This window comes from Inquilinus limosus (genome assembly GCF_002195995.1).
Classification (GTDB): domain Bacteria; phylum Pseudomonadota; class Alphaproteobacteria; order DSM-16000; family Inquilinaceae; genus Inquilinus; species Inquilinus limosus_C.
The window spans coordinates 1-15,550 of the sequence record NZ_NHON01000077.1 but is presented as its reverse complement, the minus strand read 5'-3'; the positions used below and the strand labels follow the sequence as shown (position 1 = coordinate 15,550).

Annotated in this window: 17 protein-coding genes; 2 read left to right on the top strand and 15 right to left on the bottom strand. The window is 70.2% G+C overall.

Annotation, left to right across the window (positions count from 1 at the left end; genetic code table 11):
- Window positions 1-180 precede the first annotated feature (180 nt).
- From BWR60_RS27765 to BWR60_RS27730, 8 genes are read right to left on the bottom strand one after another with little or no spacing between them, the layout of a single operon-like run.
- Window positions 181-597 carry an iron-sulfur cluster assembly scaffold protein gene (locus tag BWR60_RS27765; RefSeq protein ID WP_088155112.1) on the bottom strand — a complete coding sequence of 139 codons (417 nt, stop codon included), beginning with the start codon at window positions 595-597 and terminating at the stop codon, window positions 181-183.
- Entirely contained in the window at window positions 594-2,234 is a 1,641-nt protein-coding gene (locus tag BWR60_RS27760) for an NTP transferase domain-containing protein (RefSeq protein WP_088155110.1), read from the bottom strand. The genes BWR60_RS27765 and BWR60_RS27760 overlap by 4 nt, the downstream gene beginning before the upstream one ends.
- Window positions 2,231-2,941, bottom strand: a complete 711-nt coding sequence (locus BWR60_RS27755) for an XdhC family protein (protein WP_088155108.1) — start codon at window positions 2,939-2,941, stop codon at window positions 2,231-2,233. The genes BWR60_RS27760 and BWR60_RS27755 overlap by 4 nt, the downstream gene beginning before the upstream one ends.
- The gene (locus tag BWR60_RS27750) at window positions 2,938-3,258 is read right to left on the bottom strand and encodes an XdhC family protein (RefSeq protein WP_088155106.1); all 321 of its coding nucleotides are present in this window, start codon (window positions 3,256-3,258) and stop codon (window positions 2,938-2,940) included. Before BWR60_RS27750 ends, BWR60_RS27755 begins: the two co-directional genes overlap by 4 nt.
- A complete protein-coding gene (locus BWR60_RS27745) occupies window positions 3,255-4,511 on the bottom strand; it encodes a vWA domain-containing protein (RefSeq protein WP_088155104.1) in 1,257 nt (418 codons plus the stop codon). Before BWR60_RS27745 ends, BWR60_RS27750 begins: the two co-directional genes overlap by 4 nt.
- Window positions 4,501-5,064, bottom strand: coding sequence for a GNAT family N-acetyltransferase (locus tag BWR60_RS27740; RefSeq protein ID WP_179221976.1), 564 nt, complete (start codon window positions 5,062-5,064; stop codon window positions 4,501-4,503). The genes BWR60_RS27745 and BWR60_RS27740 overlap by 11 nt, the downstream gene beginning before the upstream one ends.
- The gene (locus tag BWR60_RS27735) at window positions 5,064-5,603 is read right to left on the bottom strand and encodes a YcxB family protein (protein ID WP_088155101.1); all 540 of its coding nucleotides are present in this window, start codon (window positions 5,601-5,603) and stop codon (window positions 5,064-5,066) included. The genes BWR60_RS27740 and BWR60_RS27735 overlap by 1 nt, the downstream gene beginning before the upstream one ends.
- A 21-nt stretch (window positions 5,604-5,624) precedes the next feature.
- A complete protein-coding gene (locus BWR60_RS27730; RefSeq protein WP_088155099.1) occupies window positions 5,625-6,569 on the bottom strand; it encodes an AAA family ATPase in 945 nt (314 codons plus the stop codon).
- A 156-nt stretch (window positions 6,570-6,725) separates the two neighbouring features.
- Between BWR60_RS27730 and BWR60_RS27725 the strand changes: the two genes are divergently transcribed.
- Together BWR60_RS27725 and BWR60_RS27720 are read left to right on the top strand one after the other, a co-directional pair.
- Window positions 6,726-8,039, top strand: coding sequence for an aminotransferase class V-fold PLP-dependent enzyme (locus BWR60_RS27725; RefSeq protein WP_088155097.1), 1,314 nt, complete (start codon window positions 6,726-6,728; stop codon window positions 8,037-8,039).
- A 338-nt stretch (window positions 8,040-8,377) separates the two neighbouring features.
- The gene (locus BWR60_RS27720) at window positions 8,378-9,577 is read left to right on the top strand and encodes a Bcr/CflA family efflux MFS transporter (RefSeq protein WP_088155095.1); all 1,200 of its coding nucleotides are present in this window, start codon (window positions 8,378-8,380) and stop codon (window positions 9,575-9,577) included.
- 12 nt (window positions 9,578-9,589) lie between these two features.
- On the opposite strand, the gene BWR60_RS27715 is transcribed toward BWR60_RS27720, so the two are convergent.
- From BWR60_RS27715 to BWR60_RS37290, 7 genes are all read right to left on the bottom strand, one after another.
- Window positions 9,590-10,795 (bottom strand): adenylate/guanylate cyclase domain-containing protein, encoded by a 1,206-nt coding sequence (locus tag BWR60_RS27715; RefSeq protein WP_088155093.1) that lies wholly within the window; start codon window positions 10,793-10,795, stop codon window positions 9,590-9,592.
- Window positions 10,796-10,846: 51 nt separating this feature from the next.
- On the bottom strand, window positions 10,847-11,167 hold the full coding sequence (locus tag BWR60_RS27710) for a type II toxin-antitoxin system RelE/ParE family toxin (protein WP_088155091.1): 321 nt from the start codon (window positions 11,165-11,167) through the stop codon (window positions 10,847-10,849).
- A complete protein-coding gene (locus BWR60_RS27705) occupies window positions 11,154-11,399 on the bottom strand; it encodes a type II toxin-antitoxin system ParD family antitoxin (RefSeq protein WP_088155089.1) in 246 nt (81 codons plus the stop codon). The genes BWR60_RS27710 and BWR60_RS27705 overlap by 14 nt, the downstream gene beginning before the upstream one ends.
- A gap of 130 nt (window positions 11,400-11,529) precedes the next feature.
- Window positions 11,530-12,327 carry an FAD binding domain-containing protein gene (locus tag BWR60_RS27700; protein WP_088155087.1) on the bottom strand — a complete coding sequence of 266 codons (798 nt, stop codon included), beginning with the start codon at window positions 12,325-12,327 and terminating at the stop codon, window positions 11,530-11,532.
- A 12-nt stretch (window positions 12,328-12,339) separates the two neighbouring features.
- Window positions 12,340-14,700, bottom strand: coding sequence for a xanthine dehydrogenase family protein molybdopterin-binding subunit (locus tag BWR60_RS27695; RefSeq protein WP_088155085.1), 2,361 nt, complete (start codon window positions 14,698-14,700; stop codon window positions 12,340-12,342).
- Window positions 14,701-14,713: 13 nt separating this feature from the next.
- Complete coding sequence (locus BWR60_RS27690) at window positions 14,714-15,205, bottom strand: (2Fe-2S)-binding protein (RefSeq protein WP_088155083.1); 492 nt, start codon at window positions 15,203-15,205, stop codon at window positions 14,714-14,716.
- 164 nt (window positions 15,206-15,369) lie between these two features.
- The coding region (locus tag BWR60_RS37290) for a hypothetical protein (protein WP_218823712.1) at window positions 15,370-15,550 on the bottom strand (181 nt) is incomplete at its 5' end.

Genomic DNA, 15,550 nt, shown 5'->3' with positions numbered 1-15,550 from the left:
TAATACGTACGAACGTATTAAATGTAAATCGGGATTGCTCCAGCGCCTGCGCACACCGTCGTTGCGAGCGCAGCGAAGCAATCCAGGGGTCGGTGCGCACCGGCCCCTGGATTGCTTCGTCGCTACGCTCCTCGCAATGACGGCGTGGAATTCTGAAAAGCGATGCCGGATGCCCGGCGCTCAGGCCCCGGCCTTGTCCAGCGCGGCCGCGAGCGCCCGGAACGGCAGCTCGACGCAGTCGTGCCGGCTGCGCACGGCGCGGACCGGGGTGAAGATCTCCAGCTCCGGCCAGGGCGGGGCCGCGCCTTCGCGCAGCATCGGCCTGATGCCGGCCGCGATCCCACGCAACACCGCCGGGGCCTGGCCGACCGCCTTCTCGGCGATCAGCGCCGCCGAGGCCTCGCACAGCACGCAGCCGCGCACCAGATGGCCGATCTTCGCGACCTTGCCGTCGGCCAGGGTCAGGTCGATGGTCACCCGGTCGCCGCAGAGCGGGTTGTCGATCATCGCCGACCCGTCCGGCTCGGGCAGCCGGCCGGCGCCGGTCGCCTCCCGCGCCTTCTGCAGGATCGCCTGGTCGTACAGAGCGTCGATCATCGCGTCGGGGCCTTGGTCAGGGTCGACAGCGTCTCGGGCGTGTCGACGTCGAACAGCACCGCGGTGTCGCCGGCCTCGACCTCGACCATCTCGTCGGCATGCTCGCCGATCAGGTGGCGGGCGCCGACATCGCCGGCGACCGAGGCCATGGCCGGGAAGAAGCGGCGGTCCCATAGCACCGGGTTGCCGCGCTTGCCCTGATGGGTCGGCACCACGATCGAACGGCCCTCCGTCGGCGCATAGGCGGCGACCAGGCGCTCGATCAGCTTCGGGCTGATCCGCGGCATGTCGCCGAGGCAGACCAGCGCGGCGTCGGTCTCGTGCGGCAGCGCTGCCAGCCCGGCGGCCAGCGAGGTGCTGAGTCCCTCGGCATAGCGCGGATTGCTGGTGAAGGTGACCGGCCGGTCGGCCAGAGCCGCCTCGACCTGCTCGCGCTCATGCCCGGTGACGACGACGACCGGGCCGACGCCCTTGGTGCCCAGCGCGGCGTCGACGGCATGGGCGACCATCGGCTTGCCCTCGACCGGGGCCAGCAGCTTATTCAGCTCGCCCATGCGGCGCGACTGGCCGGCGGCCAGCACCACCACGCCGACATTCGGCGCGTGCGGCATGCCGTTGCCGTCGGCGGCGCGGTCGCGGGGCAGGGGGCGGCTGGGGATCTCGGCCAGCAGGCCGCCGACGCCCATGGCCATGACGTCGAGGCGGGTGACGGTCAGCCCCGCCGCGATGCGCTGCAGCACCCAGTCGAAGCCATTCAGCTTGGGCGACCGGGCGCAGCCGGGCAGGCCCAGCACCGGCATGGCGCCGATGCGGCCCATCAGCAGCAGGTTGCCGGGGTCCACCGGCATGCCGAAATGCTCGATGATGCCGCCCGATGCCTCGATCGCCGCCGGCAGCACATCGCGCCGGTCGGTGATGGCCGAGGCGCCGGCGATCAGCAGCAGGTCCAGGCCGAGATTCTGCACCATGCGGATCTCGCTGGTCAGCGCCGGGGCCTTGTGCTCGGACCGGCGCTCGCGCGCCAGCGTCCCGCCCAGCCGCGCCAGCCGGTCGACCGTCGCCTGGGCGGTCTTGTCCAGCACGCTGGGCTTGGTGGTCGGCAGCCTGGTCTGGATCAGCCCGACCTTCAGCGGCCGGTAGGCGGCCAGGCGCAGCGCCGGCCCGCGCTGCGGCAGGGCGGCCATGACCTCGACCAGTGCCACTGCGTCGCCCGGGGCGGCGAAGGGGATGATCTTGATGGTCGCCACCATCTGCTTGGGTGCGACCTCGGCCCATTCCGGCAGGGTGGCGATGGTGATCGATTCGTCGAGGCGGTTCAGCCGGTCGATCCGCTCGCGGTCGATCACGACCACGCCCGCGGCCTCGGCATACAGGTTGACCCGGCCGGTGAAGGCGGCGCTGGCGCTCAGCCCCGGCCCCTGCACGGCGGCGGCCACCCGCTCCGCCGCCTGGTCCTCATGGATGTCGTCGCGCTCCAGCCGCGCCGCCTGCACCTCCTCGACGCCGGCGGCCTTCAAGGCCTCGATGTCGGCCGCGCTCAGCCGCCGACCCTTGCGGAACATCGTGCCGGCCGCGGCGACGGTGTGGGCCAGGATGGCGCCGGCGGCCTCGGCGACGGGCAGGGAGCCGAAGATCAAGCGGGAGCCTTTCCGTGCGGTTCGGCGCCGTGCAGCACGGCGGTCATCTGCGCCATCACCGAGATCGCGATCTCCGCCGGGGACACGGCGCCGAGGGCGAGGCCGGCGGGGCCGTGGATCCGGGCCAGCGCGTTGGCGCCGTGGCCGAGCGCGGTCAGCCGCTCGACCCGCCCGGCATGCGTCTTCCGGCTGCCCAGCGCGGCGATGTAGAAGGCCGGCGACTTCAGCGCCACATCCAGCGCCGGGTCGTCCAGCTTCGGGTCGTGCGTCAGGGTGACGACGGCGGTCCGGCCGTCCGGCTTCAGGGCCGAGAGCCCGTCATCCGGCCACTCGGTGCTGACCTTGACGCCGGGGAAGCGCTCGTCGGAGGCGAAGGCGCGTCGCGGGTCGATCACGGTGACGTCGTATCCGGCCAGCGCCGCGATCGGCGCCAGGGCCTGGGCGATGTGGACCGCGCCGACGATCGCCAGCCGCAACGGCGGCACGAAGGCCTGGATGAACAGCGTGCCATCCGCGGCGGTGCGGCTGCGGTTGTGGCGCAGCGCCTCGTCGATGGCGCCCTGCAGCGCCGGATCGACCGCCACGTCCCCGGTCGCCGCGCCGTCGACCACCAGCGTCTGCGCGCCGCTGGCGAGATCGGTGACCAGCGCCACCGTCTTGTGCTCGGCCCGGGCGGCCTGCAGCGCGTCGAGGATCTCGCGCTTCACGACAGCCGCTCGACGAAGACCTGGATCTTGCCGCCGCAGGCCAGGCCGACATCCCAGGCCTGCTGGTCGCTGACGCCGAAATCGAGCAGGCGGGGCTTGCCGTCCTCCATCACCTCCAGCGCCTCGCGCACCACGGCGCCCTCGATGCAGCCGCCGGAGACCGAGCCCTGCATCCGGCCTTCGCCGTCGATCACCAGCTGGCTGCCGGCCGGGCGGGGGGAAGAGCCCCAGGTCGAGACCACGGTGGCCAGCGCCACCGGACGTCCTTCCGAAGCCCATGTTGCGGCTAGGGCCAGCACATCATCATGATCGGTCATTGCACCAACTCCTGCTGAGCAGCAGCCAAATGCCGCCACCTGGCCATGCGCCGGTCGCCACGCATCGGGTCCTCGGCCAGCACATCCACCAGCGCGGCCAGGCTGGCCAGGCTGTGGACCGGTCGGAACTCGTCGACATGCGGCATCAGGGCACGCGCCCCCATAGATCTTGGCGCATAGCCGTCCCAACGCAACAGGGGGTTCAGCCAGATCAGCCGGCGGCAGCTGCGATGCAGCCGGTCGATCTCGTCCTCGAGCCGATCCCCGGCGTCGCGGTCGAGCCCGTCGGTGATCAGGATCACCACCGCGCCCTGGCCCAGCACGCGGCGGCCCCAGACGCGATTGAACTCGGCCAGGCAGGCGCCGATGCGGGTGCCGCCGCCCCAGTCCTGGGCGGCACGGCCGACGCGGTCCAGCGCGTCGTCGACGTCGCGGCGGCGCAGCTGGCGGGCGATGTTGGTCAGCCGGGTGCCGAAGACGAAGCTGTGCACCCGGTCGCGCTCGGTCGTCACCGCGTGCAGGAAGTGCAGCAGCATGCGCGAATACTGGCTCATCGAGCCGGAGATGTCGCACAGCACCACCAGCGGCGGCGGGCGCTTGCGGCGGATGCGCCTTGCCAGGTCGATGGAATGGCCGCCGGCGCGCAGCGACTGGCGCAGCGTCTGGCGCATGTCGACCAGCGGCGCGGAGTGGTGCGGGGCGTAGCGCCGGGTCGGCACGTCGCGCACCGGCAGGCGCAAGCGCGCGATGGCGGCCCGGGCGCGGGCCAGCTCCTCCGCGCTCATCTGCTCGAAATCCTTGTGCTGCAGCTGCTCGCGCTCGGAGAAGGTCAGGCTGGCGTCGACCTCCAGCTCCGGCGGCTCCTCGGCGTCGTCGGGCGCCTCGCCGCGGCCGGGTTGGCGGTCGGCGAAGGCCTCGGCGACGCGGCGGTTGACCGCGCGCTCCTCCTCCTTGCCGGTGCGGATCTGCGGCAGCATCAGCGTCATGGCGCGCTTCAGCATGTCCGGGTTGCGCCAGAACAGATGGAAGGCCTGGTCGAAGACCTCGCGCTGGTCGCGCCGGTTCACCAGCGTCGCGTGCAGCGCCCAGTACACATCCTGCCGGCTGGCGATGCCGACCGTCTCCAGCGCCTCCAGCGCCGCCAGGGTGCGGCCGGGCCCGACCGGCAGGCCGGCCGCCCGCAGGGCACGGCAGAACTGCATGACGTTGAGGGCCAGGCGGCCCGTCTCGCTCGGGGTGGGATCAGCCGGCATGGCGGCCGCTCCATTCCTCGCCCAGCAGGGCGTAGACGACGTCGTCGCACCACTCGCCCTTGGCCCAGACCGAGCGCCGGAAATGCGCCTCGCGCCGGAAGCCCAGCCGCCCGAACAGCGCAGCGGAGCGGGTGTTGCGCGGGTCGATCGACGCCTGCAGCCGGTGCCGGCCTTCCTCGGCGAACAGCCGGCGGATCAGCGCGTCCAGCGCCTCGGTGGCGAGGCCGCGGCCCTGGGAGCCCGTGGCGAAGGTGGCGCCCAGCTCGACCAGCCGCGGCTCGCCGGCCAGCATATGGACGCCGATATCGCCCAGCAGCCGGTCATCCGCCCGGTCAGCGACGGCGACCTGGAGCCATTCGCCCGGCACGCCATAGGCGGCCACGGCCATCCCGGCCACGAAGGCCTCGGCCGCCTCGCGGCTGCAGCTCTCCCAGCCCTGCCAGCGCGCCACCTCGGGGTCGTCGCGATAGGCCTGGAACGCCGCGGCATCCCGCGCCGCGAAGCGGCGCAGCATCAGGCGGTCGGTCCGGATCGGGGCAAAATCGTCGACCATCAGCCGAACCGGCGGAATTCGGGAACGCCAGCCTTGACGAGGCTCGAGCGGATCGAGTCGATGCCGGCGGGGGGCAGGACACGCTTCGGCAGCATCTGGTGCAGACGGTCCGAGTGATAGAGCAGCAGCAGCCGGTGGTCCTCGCACCATTTCACATAGTGGTTCCACGGGATCCGGGTGTACCCGGTCTGCCCATCCCAGCTCATACCATCCTCGGACCACTCGACCGCCAGCGTCTCGTGCAGCGACTTCTGCTGGCGGTACATGCGCCGCGCATTCTGCGGCAGGGACATGTAATGCAGGATGGCGAGGGCGGCAGGGACGCCCACCACCGCCGTCGCGACAACCCCCTGGAGATCGGGTCTTCCGGACCCGGACAGGAGGGTGCTGACGATCAGGCCCGCCCCGATGACCACGACCACCAGGAGGAGCAGCGCCTTCCTGCTGGTGAGAGCCGTCCACACATGCAGCCTTGCCGCGGCGATGAGGTCGTCCTCGGTGAACTGAAACGTTATCCGCCTCGCCTCTGCCGCATCCATGACCGATTTCCTCAGGGACCCTCAGACCGGCATGCGCACCGCGGCGGCGGCCGCGGCGTTGATCTCCGCCCGCATCTCGGACAGGAGGCGCGCCGCCTCGGCGCCCTGGATGCGCTCGATGTCGTCCTGGTATTTCAGGATGGTGCCCAGCGTGTCGCGCACCACGTCGGGGTCCAGCTCCAGCACGTCCAGCTCGGTCAGCGCCTGGGCCCAGTCCAGCGTCTCGGCCACGCCGGGCTGCTTGAACAGGTCCATACGGCGCAGCTTCTGCACGAAGGCGACGATCTGCGCGCTCAGCGCCTCCGGCGTGCCCGGCGCCTTGGCGTGCAGGATGGCGCGCTCGCGCTCGGCATTCGGGTAGTCGACCCAGTGGTAGAAGCAGCGGCGCTTCAGCGCGTCGTGGATCTCGCGGGTGCGGTTCGATGTGACGATGACGATCGGCGGCTCGGCCGCCTTGATGGTGCCGAGTTCCGGGATCGTCACCTGGAAGTCGGACAGCACCTCCAGCAGGAAGGCCTCGAACGGCTCGTCGGTGCGGTCCAGCTCATCGATCAGCAGCACGGCGGGGCCGCCGATATCCGGCTCCAGCGCCTGCAGCAGCGGCCGGCGGATCAGGAAGCGCTCGGCGAAGATGTCGTTCGCCAGCTGGTCGCGGTCCTGCACCCCGCCGGCCTCGGCCAGGCGGATCTCCAGCATCTGGCGCTGGTAGTTCCACTCGTAGACCGCGGCGGCGATGTCGAGGCCTTCATAGCATTGCAGCCGCACCAGGCGGCGGCCGAGGGTCGCGGCCAACACCTTGGCGATCTCGGTCTTGCCGACCCCGGCCTCGCCCTCCAGGAACAGCGGCCGCTTCAGCCGCAGGGCCAGGAACAGCGCGGTCGCCAGCGGCCGGTCGGCGACATAGTCGCCGCGGGACAGCAGGGCGAGGGTCTCCTCGACGGAGGACGGCAGCACGGCAGCGTTCATCGGACGAATCCCAATTTTCCGGCAGGATACGGCCCCGGGCGAGCAGGGGCCAGTGCCGCCGCTTGCGGCGGGCCGTCACGCAGCTGTCATCCGGCCTTCGTCAATCCGTCGCCGTCGGCATGGTTCCTTCCGCGCGCTCGAAGAGGGGAGAGACCGATGATCGACAACGCCTTCGCGATCCACCGGCGCACGCTGATGGGCGGCCTGGTCGCCGCGGCCGCGCTGACCCGCGCCGGAACCGCCGACGCCGCCGTGGCGCCGGCCGCGCCCGAGGGGACCGCCGCTGACCTGGCCGGCAACACCGCCTATTGGGACCAGGTGCGCGGGCTCTATGCCGTGACCGGCGACATCACCAATCTGGAAAACGGCTACTGGGGCATCATGGCCGAGCCGGTGCGCCGCGAATACCTGCGCCTGACCGACATGGTGAACCGCGACAACTCCTTCTACGCCCGGGCCAAGTCCGGCCTGGATCTCGAGGCCGTGCGCCAGGCCGTCGCGGCCGCGGTCGGCGCGGCGCCGGAGGAGATCGCCCTGACCCGCGGCGCCACCGAGGCGCTGCAGCTGCTGATCGGCAACTACAACCGGCTGCAGCCCGGCGACACGGTGATCTATTCCGACCTCGACTATGATTCGATGCAGTATGCGATGAACGCGCTGAAGGCCCGGCGTGACGTCGAGGTGGTGAAGTTCGCGCTGCCGGAGCCGGCGACGCGCCAGGCCGTGCTGGACGCCTATACCCAGGTGCTGGCCGCCAACCCCAAGGCGAAGTTGCTGCTGCTGACCCATATCAGCCATCGCACCGGGATGGTGATCCCGGTGGCCGAGGTCGCGGCCATGGCCAGGGCGCGCGGGGTGGACGTGATCGTCGACGCCGCCCATTCCTGGGGCCAGATGGATTTCCAGGTGAAGGATCTCGGCGCCGATTTCGTCGGCTTCAACCTGCACAAATGGATCGGCGCGCCGCTTGGCGTCGGCTTCCTTTACATCCGCAAGGAGCGGATCGCCGACATCGACCGCGACATGGGCGACGAGGACTGGCCGGAAGCGGATATCCGCTCCCGCGTCCACACCGGCACGGTGAACTTCGCCGCCGTGCTGGCGGTACCGCAGGCGATCGCCCTGCACCAGGAGATCGGCGCCACGCGCAAGCAGGCGCGGCTGCGCTACATGCGCGACTATTGGGTGTCGCGAGTGAAGGGATTCAAGGACCTGCAGATCCTGACCCCGGACGAGCCCGGCAGCTACGGCGCCATCACCTCGTTCCGGCTGGCGGGGCGGACCGACAAGGCAGCGAACGACGCCATCGTGGCGGCGCTGCGCGACACCCATGGCGTGCTGACCGTGCGACGCGCCGGCGTCGCGGCCGGCCAGTGCATCCGGGTGACGCCGGCCCTGTTCACGCAGGAGGCCGACCTGGACCGGCTGGTGAAGGCCCTGGCCGCCGTCACCAGCTCGACGGCCGGATAGGCTGACGGTGCGGTGGGGCATCTTCTCGTCATCGCGAGGAGCGAAGCGACGTGGCGATCCAGCGGCACCGGCCCCTGGATCGCCACGCCCCTGCGGGGCTCGCGATGACGGATCAAAGCTTCAGGGTGATCAGCATAGGTCAAGCTGAACGATCGGAAATACACTTGCGCAACGATCCGATCGGATCATAGCTTCATTGCGCAAGAGAGGTCTGATGATTCGCTCAAATTTCGTAGTCGTCGGTGAAAGGTGCATGGTCCGGTAGCGGAAGCCATACCCGTTCGCCATGCGCCCCCGAACCGCCGTTCGGGGGCTTTTTTGTTTTCAGAGGGTGACCGATGCGCAAGGCAAGCAGCCCCCCAGCCCTGGCGACGCTGATCCTGATGACCGCCACCTCGGTGGTCACGCTGAACATGATCGTACCGTCGCTGGCCAACATCGCGGCGGATCTGCAGGCCGACTATGCCCTGGTCAGCCTCGCCCTCGGCGGCTACCTCGCCGTCTCGGCCATGGTCCAGCTCGCCGTCGGCCCGCTGTCCGACCGGATCGGCCGGCGCCCGGTCCTGCTCGCGGCGCTGGCGGTCTTCATCGTGGCGTCGCTGGGCTGCGCGATCGCCCAGACAGTGTGGATGCTGCTGGCGTTCCGGATGCTGCAGGCGGCCGTGGTCTCAGGATCCGTGCTGTCGCTCGCGATCGTCCGCGACACGGCGGCGGAGGCCGAGGCCGCGCGGCTGCTGGGCCGCATCGGCATGGCGATGGCTCTGGCCCCGATGCTGGGGCCGATGCTGGGCAGCCTGCTGGATGCCGCCTTCGGCTGGCGCGTCATCTTCCAGCTCTATGCCGCGGCCGGGGCAGGGCTCTTGTGCCTGGCATGGTCGGATCTGGGCGAGACTGTCCGACCCCTGGCCGAGGGGGAGCCGGATGGCGGGCGACTGGCCGCGCTGCTGCGCGAGCCGCTGTTCTGGTGCTACGCCCTGTGCACGGCCTTCTCGACCGGGGCCTTCTACATCTTCCTGGCGGGGGCGCCCCGCATCGCCGCCGCCGTTTTCGGCATCGGCACGGCCGAGCTCGGCATGTTCGTCGGCAGCATCACCGCCGGCTTCATCGCCGGCAGCTGGCTGGGAAGCCGCCTGGTCGGTCGCCATCCGCCGGCGACGGTCATGCTGATCGGCCGGCTGGTGGCCTGCCTGGGCCTGCTCGGCGGCCTCGCGGCCATCGCCCTGGGCCATCTGTCCCCAGTCTCGTACTTCGGATGCACAATCTTCGTCGGGCTGGGAAACGGAATGACCACGCCGAACAGCAATGCCGGCGCGATGTCGGTGCGGCCGCGTCTGGCCGGAACCGCCGCCGGCATCACCGGCGCGCTGACCGTGCTGGGCGGCGCGCTGGCGACGACGCTGACGGGCCTCGTCCTGTCCGGCGAGCCGTCGCCCGCCCTCCTGATCGGGCTTATGCTGCTGGCGTCCTTCCTCGGCCTGCTGGCCGCCGCCGCGGCCGTCCGGTTGGGCAAGACGGTGTCCGAGGTCCCGGCGACGTAGCCGGCGGCTGCCTCAGGCGGCGTCGGGCACGCTCTCTCCGCGGATGTCGGCGGCCGGGGTGAACAGTTCCTGCGGCTGCGCCACGCCGCGCAGCCGGCGGGTGCCGGCGGAGACCAGGCGCACCGGGCTCAGCTCGGCGAAGCGGGAGGAGGTCAGGATCCGGCGGCCGACCAGCTTGGTCATCTGCTCGATCCGCGCCGCCCGGTTCACCTCCGGCCCGACCACGGTGAAGTCCAGCCGGTCCGGCGCGCCGATATTGCCGAAGATCACCTCGCCGACATGCAGCGAGATGCCGGCGTCGATCGCGTCCAGCCCCTCGGTGCCGCGACGGGCATTCATGGCGTCGATGCCGGCGAAGGCGTCCAGCGCGCCGATCAGGCCGCGGGCGCAGGCCTCGGCCGTGGCCTCGCCGTCGCCCAGGCGGAAGATCGCCAGGATGCCGTCGCCCATGAATTTCAGCACCTCGCCGCCGGCGCCATGCACCGCGCCGACGACGATGGTGAAATACTCGTTCATCAGCTGCAGCAGCGCGTCGCGCGGCGTCACCTCGGCCCGGGCGGTGAAGCCGCGCATGTCGCAGAACAGGATCACCGCCTCCAGCGACCGGGCGCCGCCGCGCACCATCTCGCCCTCCAGGATCCGCCGGCTGGCCTCGCGCCCGACATAGGTGTCGAGCAGCTGCATCATCTTCTGCCGGTCGACCATGATCTCACAGACGGCGCCCAGCGCCGGCAGCAGCGTCTCGACGCAGGCGATCTGCTCGTCGGTGAAGCCGGCCGGGTCGTCGGAGGCCAGGCCGAAGCCGGTGGTCCAGCGGTCGATGCCGAAGCGCATCGGCATCAGCACATAGTCGGTGCAGCCTTCGTCGCGCAGTTCCTGCAGCAGGGGGAAGGCGAGGTCGGCCTGCGGCCCGACCAGGCGTCGGCGCACCATTTGCCCGGTGCGGTGCATCTCGCCCATCGGGCTGTTGTGGTAGGTCGGCGTCTCCGACAGCGCGCGCTCGTACCGGATTTCGCGCACCTCGTTGAAGGTCGGGCGCCACTCATAGGCGGCGGCGCTGACCTGCGGCTGGAACTGCGGCAGGTGGAAGGACAGCCTCCACAGCGGATAGCCGGCCTGGACCAGCCGCTCCGCCAGCGCCTGCAAGAGCGGGGCGGGCGAGGGCAGGATGCGGGCCGGCCCGAGCAGCCAGAAGATGATCTCGTCGGGGTCGAGCATGGTGCTGAGAATGCGCGGTGGTCACGGTTTCGGGAAGGGGGCAGCGCGGCTTCAGATATCCGCGGCCTTCAGGATGGCGATCCAGTCCTGCCGGCCACCGAGGAGGCGCAGGATGACGATGCGGTCACTGCTCTGCGTGTAGATGATCAGATGGCTCTGATACGGATGGATGCGGACCGGCGGGTCGAACTCCTGATGTTCCCGGGCCAGCGTCGGCATGGCGGCGATCATCTCGAAGACACGGACGAGATCGTCTAGATAGCGATCGGCCTGCCCGGCGGACCAGGTTTCGGCCGAGTACCGCCAGATGTCGTCGAGATCGGCAAGAGCCGCCGGGGTCAGCCGGTACCGGGCGGCATCACCCGTTGCCATGCTGCCGGCGCATCCGACGCTTGAAGGCCGCGGCGTCGAAGGGCTCGGCGGCCCCACTTTCGACACCCTCCGTGATGGCGGCCTGCAGGGCGGCGATCGCCTCCGTCCGCTCCTGATCCTTGCGGATCAAGTCCCGGATATAATCACTCACATTCCCATAGCGGCCGCCCTCGGCCTGTCTTTCGACCCAGGTCTTCATGGCGTCCGGCAGGGACACGTTCATCGTGGCCATGGCGTCCTCCTGCGGTGACCGGGGTCATGATATGACAATCTTTGCCATCTGTCATGGCAAAGACTGTCATGCTCTGACGACAACGGCCTGCCTCCGGTCTCCCGGAGGCAGGCCGTCGCGAGCCGCAGAATCAGCCCGCGGCCTGGACCGCGCGCTTGGCCATCACCTTGACCAGGTGGGCCCGGTATTCGGCCGAGCCGTGGATGTCGCCGTTCATGCCGCCGGGGTCGACCGACAGCCCGTCCAGCGCCGCGGCGGAGAAATTGCCGGACAGCGCCTGCTCGGCCTCCGCCCAGCGGAACGCCCCGTCCGACCCCGCGCCGGTGACGGCGACGCGGATGCCGCCGGCCGTCCTGGCCACGAACACCCCGACCATGGCGTAGCGGCTGGCCGGGTTGTCGAACTTGATGTAGGCCGCCTTCTCCGGCTTCGGGAAGTGGATCGCGGTGATCAGCTCATCTTCTTCCAGCACCGTGGTGAACAGGCCTTGGAAGTAGTCGTCGGCCGCGATCTCGCGCTTGGTCGTCCGCACCGTGGCGCCCAGCGCCAGCACAGCCGAAGGATAGTCGGCGCTGGGGTCGTTGTTGGCGACCGACCCGCCGATGGTGCCGCGGTTGCGCACCTGGGCGTCGCCGATGTCGCCGGCCAGGGCGGCGAGGGCGGGGATCACCCGCTGCACGACGTCCGAGGCCGCGACCGTGGCGTGGGTGGTCATGGCGCCGATGGTCAGGCCGCCATTCTCCTCCTTGATCCCCTTCAGCTCGGCCGCGCCGCCCAGGTCGACCAGGTCGGAGGGCGAGGCCAGGCGCTGCTTCAGCGTCGGGATCAGGGTCATGCCGCCGGCCAGGAACTTGCCGTCGGAGGCGGCGCCCAGCTTGGCCACCGCGTCGGCCGCGGAGGAGGCCTTTTGGTAGTTGAAGGCATACATCGTCTTATCTCCTCACTCGGCCGCCAGGGCGGGGGTGTGGATCGCCCGCCACACCCGCTCCGGCGTTGCCGGCATGTTCATGTCGCGGCCGATGGCATCGGTGATCGCGTTCATCAGCGCCGGCGGCGACGCGATCGCCCCGGCCTCGCCGCAGCCCTTCACCCCGAGCGGGTTGGAGGGGTTGACCGTCTCGATCATGCCGACCTTGAAGCTCGGCAGGTCGTCGGCCCGCGGCATGCAGTAATCCATGAAGGATCCGGTCAGCAGCTGCCCGGTCTCGGGGTCGTAGGCGCAGTTCTCCATCAGCGCCTGGCCAAGGCCCTGGGCCAGGCCGCCATGGACCTGGCCTTCGACGATCATCGGGTTGATCACCCGGCCGAAATCGTCCACCGCAGAGTAGTTGGCGATGGTGACGACGCCGGTGTCGGGGTCGACCTCGACCTCGCAGATCTGGGTGCCGGCCGGGAAGGTGAAGTTGATCGGGTCGTAGAAGGCGCTCTCCTCCAGCCCCGGCTCCACCCCGGCGGGGTAGTTGTGCGGGACATAGGCGGCGAAGGCGACCTCCTGGATCGTCTTGGCCCGGTCGGTGCCGGCCACGGTGAACTTGCCGTCCTTAAACTCGATGTCGGCCTCGGCCGCCTCGAGCTGGTGGGCGGCGATCTTCTTGCCCTTGGCGATGATCTTCTCCGCCGCCTTGACGATGGCAGAGCCGCCGACGGCCAGCGAGCGCGAGCCGTAGGTGCCCATGCCGAAGGGCGTCTTGTCGGTATCGCCGTGGACGACCTCGACCTGGTCGGCCGGCACGCCGAGGTAGCTCGACATCAGCTGGGCAAAGGTCGTCTCGTGACCCTGGCCATGGCTGTGGCTGCCGGTGTGGACCGTGACGTTGCCAGTCGGGTTGAACCGGATCTTCGCCGATTCCCACAGGCCGACGCCGGCGCCGAGCGACCCGACCGCGGCCGACGGCGCGATGCCGCAGGCCTCGATGTAGCTGGAGAGGCCGATGCCGCGCAGCTTGCCGCGGCTGGCGCTCTCCGCCCTGCGGGCCGGGAAGCCGGCGTAGTCGGCCAGCTTCAGCGCCTCGTCCAGCGCCTTCGGATAGTCGCCGCAATCATAGGTCATGATCACCGGCGTCTGGTACGGGTACTGGTCCGGCTGGACGAAGTTGCGGCGGCGGATCTCCGCCGGGTCCAGCTTCAGCTCGCGCGCCGCCAGCTCGACGATGTGCTCGATGACGTAGGTCGCCTCCGGCCGCCCGGCGCCGCGATAGGCATCGACCGGCGCGGTGTTGGTGTAGACCCCGTCCACCTCGCAATAGATCGCCGGGATGGCGTATTGCCCCGACAGCAGCGGGGCGTAGAGATAGGTCGGGACGCAGCTGGCGAAGGTGGAGAGATAGGCGCCGAGATTGGCCGTGGTGTGCACCCGCAGGGCCAGGAACCTGCCGTCCTGGTCCAGCGCCAGCTCGGCATGGGTGACGTGGTCGCGGCCATGCGCGTCGGCCAGGAAGCTCTCGCTGCGCTCGCCGTTCCACTTCACCGGCCGTCCGACCTTCTTCGCCGCCCAGACGCAGACCGTCTCCTCGGCATAGATGAAGATTTTCGACCCGAAGCCGCCGCCGACATCGGGCGCGATCACCCGCAGCTTGTGCTCCGGCGCGATGCCGATGAAGGCGGACAGCACCAGCCGCGCCACATGCGGGTTCTGGCTGGTGGTGTAGAGGGTGAAGCTGTCCGAGCCGCGGTCGTACTCGCCGATCGCCGCCCGCGGCTCCATCGCGTTCGGGATCAGCCGGTTGTTCTGCAGGTCCAGCTTGGTGACATGGGCGGCGCGGGCGAAGGCGGCCTCGACATCGGCCTTGTTGCCCAGCTCCCACTCATAGACCGTGTTGCCCGGGATGTCGTCATGCACCAGGGACGCGGCGCTGCGGGCGCTGTCGGTGGCGACGACGGCCGGCAGCTCCTCGTAATCGACCTCGATCTTCTCGGCCGCGTCCTTGGCCTGGTCCTTGGTCTCGGCGATCACCACCGCGACATGGTCGCCGACATAGCGGACCTTGCCCTGGGCCAGGGCCGGGTGCGGGCCGGCCTTCATCGGCTCGCCGTTCTTCGACTTGACCATCCAGCCGCAGATCAGCCCGCCGACCTTGTCCTTCGCCAGGTCGTCGCCGGTGAACACGGCCAGCACGCCCGGCGCCGTCTCCGCCGCGCTGGTGTCGATGCCGCGGATCCGGGCATGGGCCACCGGCGAGCGCAGGAAATAGGCATGCGCCTGGCCGTGGCGGTTGATGTCGTCGGTGTAGTGACCGTTGCCGGTCAGGAACCGATAATCCTCCTTGCGGCGCAGCGGGGCGCCGATGCCGTCATGTGCCATGACCGCGCCCCCCTCATTCGGCCGCGACGCGCTGTCCGCCGGACTTGGCGGCGCAGTCGAGGACGGCCTTGACGATGTTGTGATAGCCGGTGCAGCGGCAGATGTTGCCTTCCAGCCAGTCACGCACCTCGTGCTCGGTCGGGTTCGGGTTGTTCTGCAGCAGGTCGACCGCGCTCATCACCATGCCGGGCGTGCAGAAGCCGCATTGCAGGGCGTGATTCTCGCGGAAGGCCTCCTGCATCGGGTGCAGCGTGCCGTCGGCGGCCGCCAGGCCCTCGATCGTGGTCACCTGGCTGCCCTCGGCCTGGACGGCCAGCATGGTGCAGGACTTGACCGACCGGCCGTCGACATGGACGACGCAGGCGCCGCACTGGCTGGTGTCGCAGCCGACATGCGTCCCGGTCAGCTGCAGGTGTTCGCGCAGAAGCTGTACGAGCAGTGTGCGCGGTTCGACCTGCCGCGTCACCGACCTCCCGTTCACCGTCAGGGTCACGGTGGTGGTCATGGAATCCTCCCAAGCTGGCGTAGGGCCTACACCGGCGCCCGCCGCGGCTTGTTGAACGCCGCGTGCGGGCGGCCGGTCGGGCCACCCGGGAGGAAGGCTAAGGTTTCGTCCGACGATCGGTCAAGCCGGCCGAAGGTGCCGTTCCGCCTGCGTTACGGACGCAGTCACAAATACAGGTACAGCAGCACCAGCACGATCACCACCAGGGCGGTGATCCAGACCGCCGGGCTCAGGCCGCCGCGGCGCTCCTCGGCGACYSGAGGCGGGGCGGGAAGGGACGTGCCGATGCCTGAGGCGTCGTCTCGCGCTCCCTCCGCCGGCATGACCCGGATCAGGTTCGTCGGG